13 protein-coding genes and 2 riboswitches are annotated in these 13,147 nt (G+C 65.3%); of the genes, 7 read left to right on the forward strand and 6 right to left on the reverse strand.

Going from position 1 to position 13,147, the window contains the following annotated elements; genetic code table 11:
• From BMX78_RS05030 to BMX78_RS05050, 5 genes are all read right to left on the reverse strand, one after another.
• Positions 1–711 (reverse strand): response regulator transcription factor, encoded by a 711-nt coding sequence (locus BMX78_RS05030; RefSeq protein WP_091417212.1) that lies wholly within the window; start codon positions 709–711, stop codon positions 1–3.
• 87 nt (positions 712–798) lie between these two features.
• Positions 799–1,299, reverse strand: a complete 501-nt coding sequence (locus BMX78_RS05035) for a DUF427 domain-containing protein (RefSeq protein WP_091417214.1) — start codon at positions 1,297–1,299, stop codon at positions 799–801.
• A gap of 56 nt (positions 1,300–1,355) precedes the next feature.
• On the reverse strand, positions 1,356–3,002 hold the full coding sequence (locus BMX78_RS05040; protein WP_091417216.1) for a DNA repair helicase XPB: 1,647 nt from the start codon (positions 3,000–3,002) through the stop codon (positions 1,356–1,358).
• 13 nt (positions 3,003–3,015) lie between these two features.
• Complete coding sequence (locus BMX78_RS05045; protein WP_091417217.1) at positions 3,016–5,496, reverse strand: helicase-associated domain-containing protein; 2,481 nt, start codon at positions 5,494–5,496, stop codon at positions 3,016–3,018.
• 10 nt (positions 5,497–5,506) lie between these two features.
• Positions 5,507–5,740 carry a hypothetical protein gene (locus BMX78_RS05050; protein ID WP_091417931.1) on the reverse strand — a complete coding sequence of 78 codons (234 nt, stop codon included), beginning with the start codon at positions 5,738–5,740 and terminating at the stop codon, positions 5,507–5,509.
• A 206-nt stretch (positions 5,741–5,946) separates the two neighbouring features.
• Between BMX78_RS05050 and BMX78_RS05055 the strand changes: the two genes are divergently transcribed.
• On the forward strand, positions 5,947–6,330 hold the full coding sequence (locus BMX78_RS05055; RefSeq protein WP_009358151.1) for a cold-shock protein: 384 nt from the start codon (positions 5,947–5,949) through the stop codon (positions 6,328–6,330).
• A 6-nt stretch (positions 6,331–6,336) separates the two neighbouring features.
• Positions 6,337–6,996, forward strand: coding sequence for a DUF3027 domain-containing protein (locus BMX78_RS05060; RefSeq protein WP_091417219.1), 660 nt, complete (start codon positions 6,337–6,339; stop codon positions 6,994–6,996).
• A gap of 65 nt (positions 6,997–7,061) precedes the next feature.
• Here the strand turns inward: BMX78_RS05060 and serC are convergent, their stop codons facing one another.
• Complete coding sequence (gene serC, locus BMX78_RS05065; RefSeq protein ID WP_091417221.1) at positions 7,062–8,192, reverse strand: phosphoserine transaminase; 1,131 nt, start codon at positions 8,190–8,192, stop codon at positions 7,062–7,064.
• 279 nt (positions 8,193–8,471) lie between these two features.
• On the opposite strand from serC, the gene BMX78_RS05070 reads away from it, so the two are divergent.
• From BMX78_RS05070 to BMX78_RS05090, 5 genes are all read left to right on the forward strand, one after another.
• Complete coding sequence (locus tag BMX78_RS05070; RefSeq protein ID WP_091417222.1) at positions 8,472–9,179, forward strand: iron-dependent transcriptional repressor DtxR; 708 nt, start codon at positions 8,472–8,474, stop codon at positions 9,177–9,179.
• Positions 9,180–9,314: 135 nt separating this feature from the next.
• Positions 9,315–9,526: riboswitch (cyclic di-AMP (ydaO/yuaA leader) on the forward strand.
• A gap of 10 nt (positions 9,527–9,536) precedes the next feature.
• Positions 9,537–10,358: a M23 family metallopeptidase gene (locus BMX78_RS05075; protein WP_091417224.1), complete on the forward strand. Its 822-nt coding sequence runs from the start codon at positions 9,537–9,539 to the stop codon at positions 10,356–10,358.
• Between the two features lie 147 nt (positions 10,359–10,505).
• A riboswitch (cyclic di-AMP (ydaO/yuaA leader) is annotated at positions 10,506–10,666 on the forward strand.
• 70 nt (positions 10,667–10,736) lie between these two features.
• Positions 10,737–11,411 (forward strand): C40 family peptidase, encoded by a 675-nt coding sequence (locus BMX78_RS05080; protein ID WP_091417226.1) that lies wholly within the window; start codon positions 10,737–10,739, stop codon positions 11,409–11,411.
• Between the two features lie 162 nt (positions 11,412–11,573).
• Entirely contained in the window at positions 11,574–12,350 is a 777-nt protein-coding gene (locus tag BMX78_RS05085) for an NlpC/P60 family protein (protein WP_091417228.1), read from the forward strand.
• A 255-nt stretch (positions 12,351–12,605) separates the two neighbouring features.
• Positions 12,606–13,106 (forward strand): HNH endonuclease, encoded by a 501-nt coding sequence (locus BMX78_RS05090; RefSeq protein WP_091417229.1) that lies wholly within the window; start codon positions 12,606–12,608, stop codon positions 13,104–13,106.
• The last annotated feature ends 41 nt before the right edge of the window (positions 13,107–13,147 follow it).

Consider the following 13,147-nt stretch of genomic DNA (forward strand, 5'->3'; position numbering starts at 1 on the left):
TCAGCGCTTTTCTGCCGTCCGAAGCACGTACCCCACGCCACGCTTGGTCTGGATCAGGGCTGGAGCTTCAGGGTCGAGATCCACCTTCCGGCGGAGGTAGGAGATGTAGGACTCCACGATGGAGGCGTCACCGTTGAAGTTGTATTCCCACACGTGGTCCAGGATCTGCGACTTGGACAGCACCCGGTTGGGGTTGAGCATGAGGTAGCGGAGCAGCTTGAACTCGGTGGGGGAGAGTTCGATGACGGTGCCCCCGCGGCGGACTTCGTGGGCGTCGTCGTCGAGTTCCAGGTCATCCACCCGGATCACGGCGTCGTCGTCGAGCAAGGGCTGCGTCCGGCGCAGGACGGCGCGGATCCTGGCCACTACCTCGTCCAGGCTGAAGGGCTTGGTGACGTAATCGTCGCCGCCGACGGTGAGGCCGGTGACTTTGTCCTCGGTGTCGTCCTTGGCGGTCAGGAACAGGACGGGGAAGTGCTTGCCTGAAGCGCGGAGCCGCCGGGTGACGGTGAACCCGTCCATGTCCGGGAGCATCACGTCCAGGACGGCGAGGTCCGGTGAATGCAGGTCGGCGGCGGCAAGGGCGTCGCGTCCGTTGGCTGCGGAGACGACGTCGAATCCGGCGAACCGCAGGGAGGTGGACAGCAGCTCGCGGATGTTGGGTTCATCGTCCACCACAAGGAGCTTCGCTTCAGGGCCGTTCTTGTTCATGTTCCCATCATGCTCCCAGACTCTGGGAGTTGTCTGGATATTTGTTGGAAGGCCGTTGTGAGAAGGAGTGCCGGCAGGAGCAGCGATTCACCAGAACGCCGTTGCCGGTTCGCCCTTGAACGGGCCCACCACCCTGCTGGTGATCCACCCGCCATAGAACGAGCCGCCCTGGGGACGGACACGCTCGCCGTCCACCTCGCAGTGGTCCATCCGGCCGGGGTACAGGGCCACGTAACCGGCCAGTGCGGTGAAGCCCGGCGACGGTTCAGGGTAGAACCACGCCGCCGCAGGGGCCACCGTGCCGCCGCCAATAACATCGAGGTACCGTGCCGTCCCCTTGAACTCGCAATAGCTGCTTCCCGTTGCCGGCTCAAGCGTGCCGGCCCCGAAGGCTTGCCGCGGGAAGTAGTAGACCGGCGGGTGGCTGGTCTCCAGAACGCGCAGTGACTGAGAGGCGTCAAGGATGAGCTCACCGCCCAAGACGATCTGGATCCGTTCTTCACTGGGCTCAACGCGCGGTGGCCGCGGATAGTCCCAAACGGATTCCTGGCCGGGTTGCGGTACAAAGGGTTCCACAGGACGTCTCATCCTTTCAGTATGCGCTGTACCGCAGTGAGCCCGGGGAGGGAAGCCGCCGGAGAGGACTACTCCGCTTTTTCCACGTCCTTCGCGTCCATGATCCGGTAGGCATAACCCTGTTCGGCGAGGAACCGCTGGCGCTTGGCGGCGAAGTCCTGGTCCAGGGTGTCCCGGGCCACCAGCGAGTAGAACCTTGCAGCCCGGCCGTCCTTCTTGGGCCGCAGCAGCCGGCCCAGCCGCTGTGCTTCCTCCTGCCGCGACCCGAAGGAACCGGAGACCTGGATTGCCACCGACGCCTCGGGCAGGTCGATGGAGAAGTTGGCCACTTTGGACACCACCAGCGTCTGGAGCTCCCCGGCCCGGAAGGCATCAAAGAGCTTCTGGCGCACCTTGACCGAGGTATCACCCTTGATGACGGGCGCCTGGAGGCGCTCGCCGAGCTCGTCCAACTGGTCAATGTACTGGCCGATGACCAGCAGCTGCTCCCCGCTGTGCCGCGCCACGAGCTGCTCCACCACCTGCGTCTTTGATTCGGACGTGGCGCAGAGCCGGTACTTGTCGGCGTCCTCGGCCATCGCGTAGGCGACGCGCTCGTCCCGCGGCAGGTCCACGCGGACCTCCACACAGTCGGCAGGGGCGATGTAGCCCTGGGACTCGATGTCCTTCCACGGCGCGTCGTACCGTTTCGGGCCGATCAGGCTGAAGACCTCGCCCTCGCGGCCGTCTTCACGCACCAGTGTTGCGGTCAGGCCCAGGCGGCGCCGGGCCTGCAGGTCCGCCGTCATCCGGAAGATCGGGGCAGGCAGCAAATGGACCTCGTCGTAGATGATCAGGCCCCAGTCATGCCCGTCCACCAGTTCCAGGTGCGGATACAGCCCGCCGCGCTTGGTGGTGAGCACCTGGTATGTGGCAATGGTGACAGGGCGGACTTCCTTCAGGGCCCCCGAGTATTCGCCGATCTCGTCCTCGGTGAGGGACGTGCGCTTAAGCAGTTCGTCCTTCCACTGCCGGGCGGCCACGGTGTTGGTGACCAGGATCAGGGTGGTGGTGGAGCCGGTGGCCATCGCCGCCGCGCCCACCAGGGTTTTGCCCGCCCCGCAGGGAAGCACCACCACGCCACTGCCGCCGGCCCAGAAATTGTCGCTGGCCATCTGCTGGTAGGGCCGCAGTTTCCAGCCGTCCTCGTTGAGGGCGATCAGGTGCGGGGTGCCGTCCACGTAGCCGGCCAGGTCCTCCGCCGGCCAGCCGATCTTGAGCAGCAGCTGCTTGAGCTGCCCGCGCTGGGAAGCGTGAACGACTACCGTTTCGCCGTCGATCCGCGGACCCAGGAGGGGCTGGATCTTTTTGGACCGGATCACTTCTTCGAGCACGGGGTAATCGTCCGTGCGCATGACCAGCCCATGCTGCGGGTCCTTTTCCAGGCGCAGCCGGCCGTACCGCGACATGGTTTCCTCGACATCGATCAGCAGCGAGTGCGGCACCGGAAAGCGCGAATACTTCAGCAACGTGTCCAGGACCTTTTCGGCGTCCAGTCCGGCGGCGCGGGCATTCCACAGTCCCAGCGGCGTCAGCCGGTAGCTGTGGACATGCTCCGGTGCGCGTTCCAGTTCAGCAAACGGCGCGATGGCGTGCCTGGCTTCAGTGGCGAGCTCATGGTCCACCTCAAGGAGGATGGTTTTGTCGCTCTGGACAATCAGGGGTCCGTCGTTCACGCGGGGAAGTCCTTCACTGGTGCAGTTCCTCTGCAGCCTCAATGTCGATGATGCGGTGGATGGAAAGAACCCGTTCGGTGTCCTTGGCGGGGTCGAAGACCCGGACGCGCCCGCCGCTCACTGAGAGTGGAACAACGATCTCCAGGTTGGCATTCCCCATGCCGTCCACCACGTTCATGCTGATCCGCTGCTTCAGCCGGATGGCGCGCTGCAGGGCCTCGAGCCCCAGCTGGGTGGCCGCCTCGGAGCCGAAATCCGCCTGCCCGGCAGGGCTTACGACGGCGGCCGGGCGGTGGCGGAGCACGTCCAGCTGGGCTTGTATTTCCTCAGGTTCCGGTGCTGTCCGCGGGGCGGTGTAGACGGGCCGGGAAGGGGCATGCGGGGCGGGAACACGCCGGAGCCGGAGTACGGGCTGTTCCGATTCATCCAGCGACGGGGAGAGACCCAGGCTGCGCAACACCTGCGCTGTTTCGCGCGGGGGAGCCGAAGAAATCAGGACGGTGGGAGCAATCCGGACCAGGCCGAGCCCCTCGGCTTTGGGCCCCCGCAGCAGTTCAAGCAGGCCCGCCTCATCCTCGCTCTGGATGAAGCTGGCCGCCACACCCACCCGCAGCCTGCCGTGGCGTGCCGCCGTATCCTCCACGAGGTACTGCAGCGGTTGGGGAACGGCTGTGGCCGAGTGCTCCCGCAGAAAGTCCAGCAAGAACGCGGCATCGTGCCCGGCGTCCAAGGCGCGGCGGATGGACTCCGGTGAGAACCGGTAGATGGTGGCCGGCCCCTGGCCTTCCGCGTCCGCCATCAGCAGCAGTTTTTCGCTGAGCGCCGGAGCAAGGTAGCCGGGCGCCACCGCAGTAAGATCCGCCTGGAGCAGCACGTGGTTCAGCTCTGCCGGCAGGTGCTCACCAAGGATGGTGAGTGCGGCGTCGGGGTCGTCGCCGGCGATGGCGCTTCCCAGCTGGCTGAGCGCTCCGGAACCCAGCAAACCGAGGATTTCCGCTTCGGCCAGCACACCCCGGATCAGGGAGCTGAAGCGCCGCGCCATCCGCGGCTGCGCCCACTCGGCGCGCTGCAGGACTGCGGCAGCATCAAGGACCGGCGCGGTTCCGTCCGGTGCCGCCGCCTCCTGGGTGAGTTCGTTGAGGATTTCCAGGATCCGCTTGCGCACCACGGGGGCGTCAGGCCGCTGTGCTTCGGCCGATAACGCTATGACCGTGCTCCCCGATGCAGCCCGGTGCCCTGCCGCTGCTCCGGGTGTCCCGCTGATGGGTTGGCCCACCATGGACGGTACGCGCTCGCTGGCCAGCCAGGCGTTTACCAGCCAGAGCCATTGTTCCTGCCGGGGCAGGACCAGCCACTCCAATTCGGGCGGCTGCATCCACGAGGACGAGTCGACGTCAAGACGGATCAGGCCGGCAAGCCCGCAGAGCTCCAGGAGCAGCCCGACGCGTGGCTGGTCGATCCGGAGGACGTCAGCCAGCCGCCTCATCTCCCGGACGCCCACGCCCCCGCTGCGGAGCGTGGCCAGCGGCTGTTCCTTCACGGCATGGAGCATTTCGCCCACCAGCCGCAGGGTTTCCGCGATGGCGCCCAGCGCGGCGTTGCGGCGCAGGGCGGCGCTGGTGCGGCCCAGTTCAGGGACCGGCGGCGACAACGTGAAGTCATTGATAATGGCCCCACCGCGCAGGGAAAGTCCCACGCTGTGCGGCAGTTCCACGTGGGCGGCGTCCAGCGGCACCAGCAGGCCGCGGGCCAGGAGCCAGTCGACAGGCCCGACGTCGGATCCCTCAGTGGCGATGGATGCCTTGCGCTGGGCCTGGGGGACGGCACCCATGGCCCAGTTACGGAATTTGGCGAGCAGCGTGGTGGTCCGTTCGGGGGCCGTGGACAGGATGCTGTGCAAGGCCTCTGGGGAGGACGTCCAGTGCTGCAGCGCCAGCGCCGCCTCCATGGGCGTTGTGGCGCCATGGATGGCGACGCCGCTGCGGTGGAGTTCGGAAACAAGCTGGACGGCCCGCTGCGCGAACGCGGGCTGGAGGCGCACCAGTTCGGTGTAGCTCCGTCCCAGCCCGGCCGGGTATATCCCCACCACGTCCTTGAGGCTGCCCACCGGAAGGTAGTAGCGCTGCTTGCCGGCCGGAGTTCCGTGCGGCGGTTCGGCACGGTGTACCAGCGCCAGTTCCTGCAGCGACGCCAGGATGCGTTCCACGGCAGCAAGGGTGGACCCCGAAATAAGGGTGCGCAGGCCCGCGGCTGACGCGCTGTGCTTGGTATCGGTGTTTGTACACAGATGGAGGGTTTCCAGGACCTGCATCTGGGGCCGGTTAAGGCGCTCCAGGGCGCGCTGGACGCTGACCCTTCCGCTGGCCCTGGCAGCGAGGGCGGCGAAATCGGGAACGGCGGGGGAGATGAGGTCCGGCCGCGCGTCGAACAGGGACCGCAACGAATCGTCGCTGCGGGCCTCCAGGTCCTTGCTGAGCGCGCGAATAAGGGACATCAGTCCAACGTTACCGCCCGTCCGGTTTTCCTGCCCGGCGGCGCCCGGCGACGCTGTCCAGGACAAGGAACAGCATCAGGAGGAACGCCAGCGGCAGCCCGTACAGCGCGGTGTAAGTGACCCAGGCGGGGGCTACCGCACCGGCGAACGCAAACGCCATGACGGCAGCCACCGCCGCCAGCGAGAGCACGGCAATAACCGCGGCGAAAATCGTCAGGGGCCGCCGGTAACGCGAGGGAGTCATGGACGTAACGCTAACAGCCCGGTCCGACAGTGCGGGCATGCGTCTCCGGGCGCCGATGAAAGCAGGATTAGGGCATCGGGCAGGATAACCTTGAGGGATATAGACCAACACGGTCTTCAGCCGCCATACCCTGAACCCGCACAACAATGCGGATGCGGTGACGGCTGGCCGTGTCTCAAGACGTCAGAACGAAGAAGGTTGATTACGTGCCTACCGGCAAGGTCAAGTGGTATGACAAGGACAAAGGCTTCGGATTCCTTGCGGGCGAAGACGGCCAGGAAGTGTTCCTGCCCAAATCCTCGCTGCCCGAGGGTGTCACGGAGCTGAAGGCCGGCACCCGCGTTGAGTTCGGGGTCGCCGACGGACGCAAGGGTGCCCAGGCCCTGGGACTGCGCGTGCTGGATAAGACGCCGTCCATCGCCAAGGCGAAACGGCCCAGCGCCCGCGATCTTGCCCCGCTGGTCCAGGACCTGGTGAGCGTGCTGGACAACCTGTCCGGAACGCTCTCCAAAGGCAAATACCCGGAAGGCAACAAGGGCAAGGCCATCGCCGCCGCCCTGCGTAAGGTTGCCGACGAGCTGGACGTTTAGGCCCAGATGAGTTCGGAAGCTGATCAGCCGCAGCCGGCAGTTGACTCCCGGGAGTTCGCGTCCCGGGAACCGGAGCAGGATGAGCCGGTTACCGCCACCGCCGCATCACGGGCCGCCGCGCCTGCGCCGGTGCGGAGCCCCAAGCCGCGTGCAGGTGTGCCCGTATGGCGGACCGGCAAGCCCGACGCCTTCCTTGCCGCCGCGGTGGACACTGCCCGGACTGCGATCGAAGGCATTACGGCGGCAAAGGATATTGGTCGGCACCTGGCAGCCAGGAGCGAAGGCGACCGCCTGGTGACGCATCTTTTTGAGTCCCGGCTGCCCGGCTACGGTGGCTGGCAATGGTTCGCGGTCCTGACCCGGAACTCACGCTCCAAGGTGGTCACCGTCAACGAGTTGGGTCTGCTGCCGTCCGAGGACTCCATCCTTGCCCCGGAATGGGTTCCGTGGGCGGAGCGGGTCCGGCCCGAAGATGAGCAGGAACCGGAGCAGGAAACTGCTGAAGTTGAGCCTGGCGTCCAGGAGCCAGCTTCGGCGGAACCAGCTGCGGCGGACGACGCAGCAGCTGGGCCGGCCGCAGGGGAACAGGAGCAGGACCAGGAGTCCGGGGACGGGGAGCCTGACGACGACGGCGGGCAGCCCGGCGACGAAGCAAGGACTTCCTGACCACGAACGAACGGCGCCGTCCGGGATGAACCCGGGCGGCGCCGTCGTACGTTAAAGCGTCCTGGCTACTTGCGCAGCTCGCCCACGACGTAGTCGATGCTTTCCAGCAGGGCCGAAACATCGGCCGGCTCGATGGCCACGAACGTTGCGATGCGGAGCTGGTTGCGGCCCAGCTTGCGGTAGGGTTCCGTGTCCACGATGCCGTTGGCGCGCAGGACCTTGGCCACTGCGGCTGCGTCCACGGACTCGTCGAAGTCGATGGTGGCGATGACGTTTGAGCGCTCGTCCGGGTTGGTGACGAAGGGAGTGGCGAACCCGGAAGCCTCGGCCCAGCTGTAGATGCGGCCGGCGGAATCGGCGGTGCGCTTGGACGCGAAGTCCAGGCCGCCGTTGGAGTTCAGCCACTGCACCTGTGCATCCAGCGTCACCAGGGTGGACAGCGAGGGGGTGTTGTACGTCTGGTTCAGGCGGGAGTTGTCGATGGCGGTCTGCAGGTCCAGGAAGTCGGGGATCCAGCGGTCGCCGGCCTTGATCCGGGCGGCGCGTTCCAGGGCGGCAGGGGAGAACAGGCCAAGCCACAGCCCGCCGTCGGAGGCAAAGTTCTTCTGCGGGGCAAAGTAGTAAACGTCACTCTGTGCCACGTCGACGTCCAGGCCGCCGGCAGCAGAGGTGGCGTCCACCAGGACAAGCGAGCCCTCGTCCGCGCCGGAGACGCGCTGTACGGGAGCGGAGACGCCGGTACTGGTCTCGTTCTGCGGCCAGGCGTAAACGTCCACGCCGGCTTCAGCCTGCGCGGAGGGGCGGGTGCCGGGCTCGGACTTGATGATGGAGGACGCCTCAAGGAAGGGTGCGTTGTTGGTGGCTGCGGCAAACTTGGAGCCGAACTCACCAAAGGAAAGATGCTGCGCCTTCTTCTCGACCAGGCCGAAGCTGGCGATGTCCCAGAATGCCGTGGAACCGCCCACGCCAAGAACTACCTCGTACCCTTCAGGTGCCCGGAAGAACTGGCTCAGTCCCTCGCGGACGGAGCCCACGAGGTTCTTGACCGGGGCCTGGCGGTGGGAGGTGCCGAGGATGTCCTTTGACGCGGCTGACAGGGCATCAATCTGCTCCTGCCGGACCTTGGAAGGCCCAGCGCCGAACCGTCCGTCCTTGGGGAGGAGATCGGCGGGAATAGTGATGCTGGTTTCGCTCACGGGTGCTCCAATTTCGGCATGGACATAACTGTGGTCCGGACGGGTGTTGGCGGCCGGCAGTCTGCGGTGACTGCAACCAGGGCCTTCCTCATTCTGCCTGAAGCGCTGATTCCGCGGGAACCCGGACCGTCATAGTCCAGTCAATGAGACGCCCCCATAGCACACGTGCGAACTATTCGGACAAAGTCAAAATAGGCTAAGCTTTTCCACGGACTACGTCGCGGTGTAAGGCGATACGGTGGGACAACGCAAGGTACTGCGCTCGAGGAGCTGAGCTGGATGACGGATCTGATCGACACTACGGAGATGTACCTTCGGACCATTTTGGAGCTTGAGGAAGAGAACATCGTTGCTCTTCGTGCGCGCATCGCCGAACGGCTCCGCCACTCCGGGCCCACCGTCTCCCAGACCATCGGCAGGATGGAGCGGGACGGGCTGGTGGTTGTCTCCGGAGACCGGCATCTGGAACTCACGGAAACGGGCCGCAAGCGCGCAACGGAGGTTATGCGCAAGCACCGGCTCGCCGAGCGCCTGCTTGCCGATGTGATCGGACTGGACTGGGCCTACGTCCATGACGAAGCCTGCCGCTGGGAACATGTGATGAGCGAACGGGTGGAGCGGCGCATCTACGAGTTGCTCAACCACCCCACCGAATCACCGTACGGAAATCCGATTCCCGGCCTGGCAGCCCTGGGCGGCACGCCGTCCCTGGGTTTTGCCGACGGCGCCATCAGCCTCCTGGATGCGATGAAGTCCTATGGTCCGGCATCAGAGGTGACTGTGAGCCGGCTTGCAGAACCCATTCAAGTGGAACCGGAACTGCTGTCCCAGCTCGACGAGGGCGGTATCCGGCCGGGCGCCGCAGTGGCCCTGGAGCGGGTGGGCGATTACATTTCGGTACGGGTTCCGGGTATTGAAGGGGCGCTGGAACTGCCGCCCGAGGTGGCCGCGCACGTTTTTGTCGCCATTCGCCAGCCTGCAGCTTAAGAGGCTGACTACCCCATCACGGGGCATATACCCAAAGATAACGGAATTGTTACTAAGGGCCTTAAGCCCCTATAGTTGAACCAAGCGTTGATATTAAAGCGTTACCTGATCTGGAGCCGAGCTCTGCCAGCGGATCAGGAGCACGAGTCGTAACTGGCAGAGGCGGGGGAACCACAAGCGGCAGCGGGGGACTGCCTTGGGGTGAAGTCCGTCAGCAGCAAGCCTCTTCCAGTGAAGGATCCCTCCCGGGATATCTCTGTGCCGAAGCTTGCTTACGGCGGACCGGGTCTTTGAACTCTCTGACCCGAATCCGACAGCTAACTTCGCAGGCTTTCCAGAGAGGAACCCTTCTTGACCATGCAGAATTCCAGGGGACGCCGCCGCGCGGCGGGCCCCGCTTCGACACCGCGTGTTGTCGAAGTCATCACCTCGGAGCGCCCCCGCGATCTCCACCGTGATGCGCGCCGCCGTCGGGGTCCCCTCCGCCAGATTACCGAGTTCGCGTCCGCCAGCGGCATCGGCCAAAAGGCCGGCGTTGCCCTTGCCGCCACCGGCCTGGTCCTTACGGTCACGGTTCCGGCCACCAGTCCCGTTATGGCCACTGATGCTTCGGGCGCTACGCCTGTTGCCGCCTCCGCCGTGGCGCCCCAGCCGCAGATTTCAGCCGAAGCCGGAGCGCAGATCGACTTCAGCCGCTCCGCCGTGGTGACCCAGGCTGATCCGGACGGCAAGCTGAAGCAGCTGCTCAGTGCACAATCGGCGGGCGCCATCAGCCGCGCCGCCTCGGCCGGCAGCCTCGGCGCTCCGCTCGCCGTGATGACCACCGCATCGCCCTTTGGCTACCGCGTCAGCCCCATCACCGGCGGCACCGGCGACTTCCACCGCGGACAGGACTATGTGGCGCAGTGCGGCACCTCCGTTATGGCCGCCGCCACCGGAACCGTGACCTTTGTGGGCTGGCACCAGTTCGGTGGCGGGAACCGCGTTGTGATCGACCACGGGAACGGGCTGGAAACCACCTACAACCACCTGTCGTCCTCCAGTGTGAAGGAAGGGCAGACCGTGTCGCGCGGGGAAGTTATCGCGCTCAGCGGCACCACGGGAGCCTCCACGGGCTGCCACCTGCACTTCGAGGTCCAGGTCAACGGCGAAGTGGTTGATCCCACTGGCTGGCTCTAGTCAAGTGACGGTGAACTATCAGATGATCTTGACTTGCCGTGACCTGAATGTGACATTCATTCAAAACTGCTGTACCGTCTAACTCGCGTCAACTTTTCCGAAGTTGACGCTCTTGTGCGGATTGCCTAGCTCTGCCACCGCTCAAGGTCCGTTCGCATGACATCGTCTGGCAGGGGCGGGGGAACCAATTTTGGCCTTTCCATGGAAGGGCCTTGGGGTTAAGTCGCAAAGCTTCCCAGGAAGCAGCGCGGCCGGGTGACTCCCATCCGAATCCGACAGCTCACCTCGCAGGCATTGGGAGAGGCTACCTTCGTGTCTTCACGCCATAATTCTGCGCGCCACCGTGCGCAAACGGTTCGTACCAACCCCTTGGATACTGTGTCCAAGGCCGTTAGTGCCAATGCCGGGACAGTTGGTCGCCAGGCTGCAGTCATCGCAGCTGCCTCCGGCCTGATCCTGAGCATGGGCCTGCCGGCCACTGCCGCGGACAACACCGCTGGTGTTTCCGCTTCCACCGAGTCCGGGTCGGCCCAGAGCGCGCTTGCCGTTACTGCCGCCCCCACGGCCACCGTGTCCTTCGAGCGCCCGGTGGTCAAGACCACAGCTGCTCCCAAGGTGCAGACCGTACGCACCCAGTCCACCGCCTCCGCTACTGGAAACGCTGCCACCGGTACTGCTGCCTCCGCTACGGAGAAGCTGGCCGAGACTGTTTCCTCTGCTTCCACCTCGGGCATCGCCGCAATCGCCTACACCGGAATCGGCCACTCGTACGTATGGGGCGGCACCAGCCCCGTCACGGGCTGGGACTGCTCGGGCTTCACGCAGTGGGTCTATGCCCAGGCCGGCATCAGCATCCCCCGCACCAACGCGTGGACGGCCATGAAGCCGACCTCCACTCCGCAGCCCGGTGACCTCGTTATGCAGAACGGTGGCGCCCACGTTGGCATCTACGTTGGCAACGGCATGATGATCAGCGCACTGAACCCCTCCCAGGGAACGCTGCTGCACGCGGTAGCCGCCACCGGCTCCTCCGCGTTCTTCACAATGAACTAGTTCTTCGACCTCCGGGTCCAAGGGCTTTTTCTTTGCCCCCAAGCTTTTTTCGCTAAATCACACATCCCCGTTCGGGACGTGCCGGCGTACCCCCAAGATGCCGGCACGTCCAAACCCCCTGTCTGCCTACAAGGCGACGGGGGAATACGAAAGAGAGAACTGATGACTACTCGTGCAACCGCACGGCATCGCGCCGAGGTCACTAAAACCAACTCGCTCGCTATCATTGCCAAGGCTGTCGGCGACAACGCAGGCGGCGTCGGCCGCCAGGCAGCAGTGATCGCTGCCGCTTCCGGCCTGGTCCTGACCAGCGGCCTGGCAGCCAACGCCGCAGACACCAACGTCCAGCGTGACTCCGCTCCGGCTTCCAACCTGGAAGTTGAATCGACGGTTGAGGCTCCGATTTCGGCTGAGTCCACCATCGCCATTTCCTTCGAGAAGCCCGCAGTGACCACCACTCCGGCTCCCGTGGTGGAAGCTCCGGAACCCGAGGTTGAGGTCCAGGAAGCCGCTCCCGCTCCTGCCGCCCAGCCCGTTGCTGCTCCCAAGGTCACCGCCAAGGTTGCTTCCGCCGCTGCTCCTGCCGCTCCCGCAGCCCAGGCTTCCGCGTCCGGCAAGGGTGCAGCCATCCTTTCCGCCGCCTACGCCCAGCTCGGCGTGATGCAGGACTGCACCATGCTGGTCACCAACTCCCTGGCCGCCGTCGGAATCAACTTCCACGACTGGCCCGCCGGCTACCTCTCCCTGGGGCGTACCGTGAGCGCTGCTGAAGCGCAGCCGGGCGACCTGATCTACTACGCCGATGGCGGCGCCGGCATGGCCCACATCGCTGTCTACGCCGGTAACGGCCAGGCGGTACACGGCGGCTACAACGGCAACCAGACCGTTGTTTTCAGCGCAAACGTTGGCTCCGGCCCCGTCTTCATCCGCGTCAACTGATATTTCTGACATCGCAGTCCGTTTAGTCGGACGCGTCAGCAACGAACACAGCCCCAGCCGCAAGGCAGGGGCTGTGTTCGTTTAAGCAGTCGGGTCGCGGCTGCCGTCGCGAACGGACACGGCCTGTCCCTTCCTCGGAATTAGCCGATAGCACACTTCTTTGTTTACTCTTGTGGTGTCGATCCATAGCCCGGACATGCCGAGGGCAGCCGGCCCTCGTGCCCCTGACGGGTGCGGCCGTGAAGAGGTACGTGCATGCGCACTCTCGTTCTGAATGCTGGATATGAACCGCTGGCGGTTATTTCTTTCCGCCGGGCGCTGGTGCTTGTGCTGACGAACAAGGCGAGCGTTGTGGCTGAAGGGGACGATCCTGTGGTGGGTCCCCAGGAGATCCTGGGCCGCCCGTCCGTGATCCTCCTGAACCGCTACATCCGCCCCAGATACAACCAGTCCACGGCGGTGAGCAGACGCGGAGTGCTCCGGCGCGACGGGCACAAATGCGCCTACTGCGGAAAAGCTGCGCACACCATCGACCATGTCCAGCCCAAGTCCCGCGGCGGTGCGGATTCGTGGGAGAACCTCGTGGCGGCATGCCTGCGGTGCAACAACGTTAAAGGCGATCACACTCCGGCGGAGATGGGCTGGAAGCTGCGGTTCGTGCCCGAGCCTCCGCACGGCACCATCTGGCAGATCAAGGAACTGGAGAAGCCCACTCCTGCCTGGGATCCGTTCCTGCTGCCGGAGCGTGCTGCCTGACGGTGCCTCACCGGCCCGGCCGGGCCCCGTTCCGGATTAAG

The sequence above is a fragment of the Arthrobacter sp. OV608 genome (assembly GCA_900110595.1).
Taxonomy (GTDB): Bacteria; Actinomycetota; Actinomycetes; order Actinomycetales; family Micrococcaceae; genus Arthrobacter.

What these genes read in the sequence shown, in the direction of transcription:
- BMX78_RS05070 (WP_091417222.1), top strand. Translation starts at nt 8,472, where the DNA reads ATGACGGATCTGATCGACACTACGGAGATGTACCTTCGGACCATTTTG.
- BMX78_RS05030 (WP_091417212.1), bottom strand. Translation starts at nt 711, where the DNA reads ATGAACAAGAACGGCCCTGAAGCGAAGCTCCTTGTGGTGGACGATGAA.
- BMX78_RS05075 (WP_091417224.1), top strand. Translation starts at nt 9,537, where the DNA reads ATGCAGAATTCCAGGGGACGCCGCCGCGCGGCGGGCCCCGCTTCGACA.
- BMX78_RS05090 (WP_091417229.1), top strand. Translation starts at nt 12,606, where the DNA reads ATGCGCACTCTCGTTCTGAATGCTGGATATGAACCGCTGGCGGTTATT.
- BMX78_RS05045 (WP_091417217.1), bottom strand. Translation starts at nt 5,496, where the DNA reads ATGTCCCTTATTCGCGCGCTCAGCAAGGACCTGGAGGCCCGCAGCGAC.
- BMX78_RS05085 (WP_091417228.1), top strand. Translation starts at nt 11,574, where the DNA reads ATGACTACTCGTGCAACCGCACGGCATCGCGCCGAGGTCACTAAAACC.
- BMX78_RS05050 (WP_091417931.1), bottom strand. Translation starts at nt 5,740, where the DNA reads ATGACTCCCTCGCGTTACCGGCGGCCCCTGACGATTTTCGCCGCGGTT.
- BMX78_RS05060 (WP_091417219.1), top strand. Translation starts at nt 6,337, where the DNA reads ATGAGTTCGGAAGCTGATCAGCCGCAGCCGGCAGTTGACTCCCGGGAG.
- BMX78_RS05035 (WP_091417214.1), bottom strand. Translation starts at nt 1,299, where the DNA reads ATGAGACGTCCTGTGGAACCCTTTGTACCGCAACCCGGCCAGGAATCC.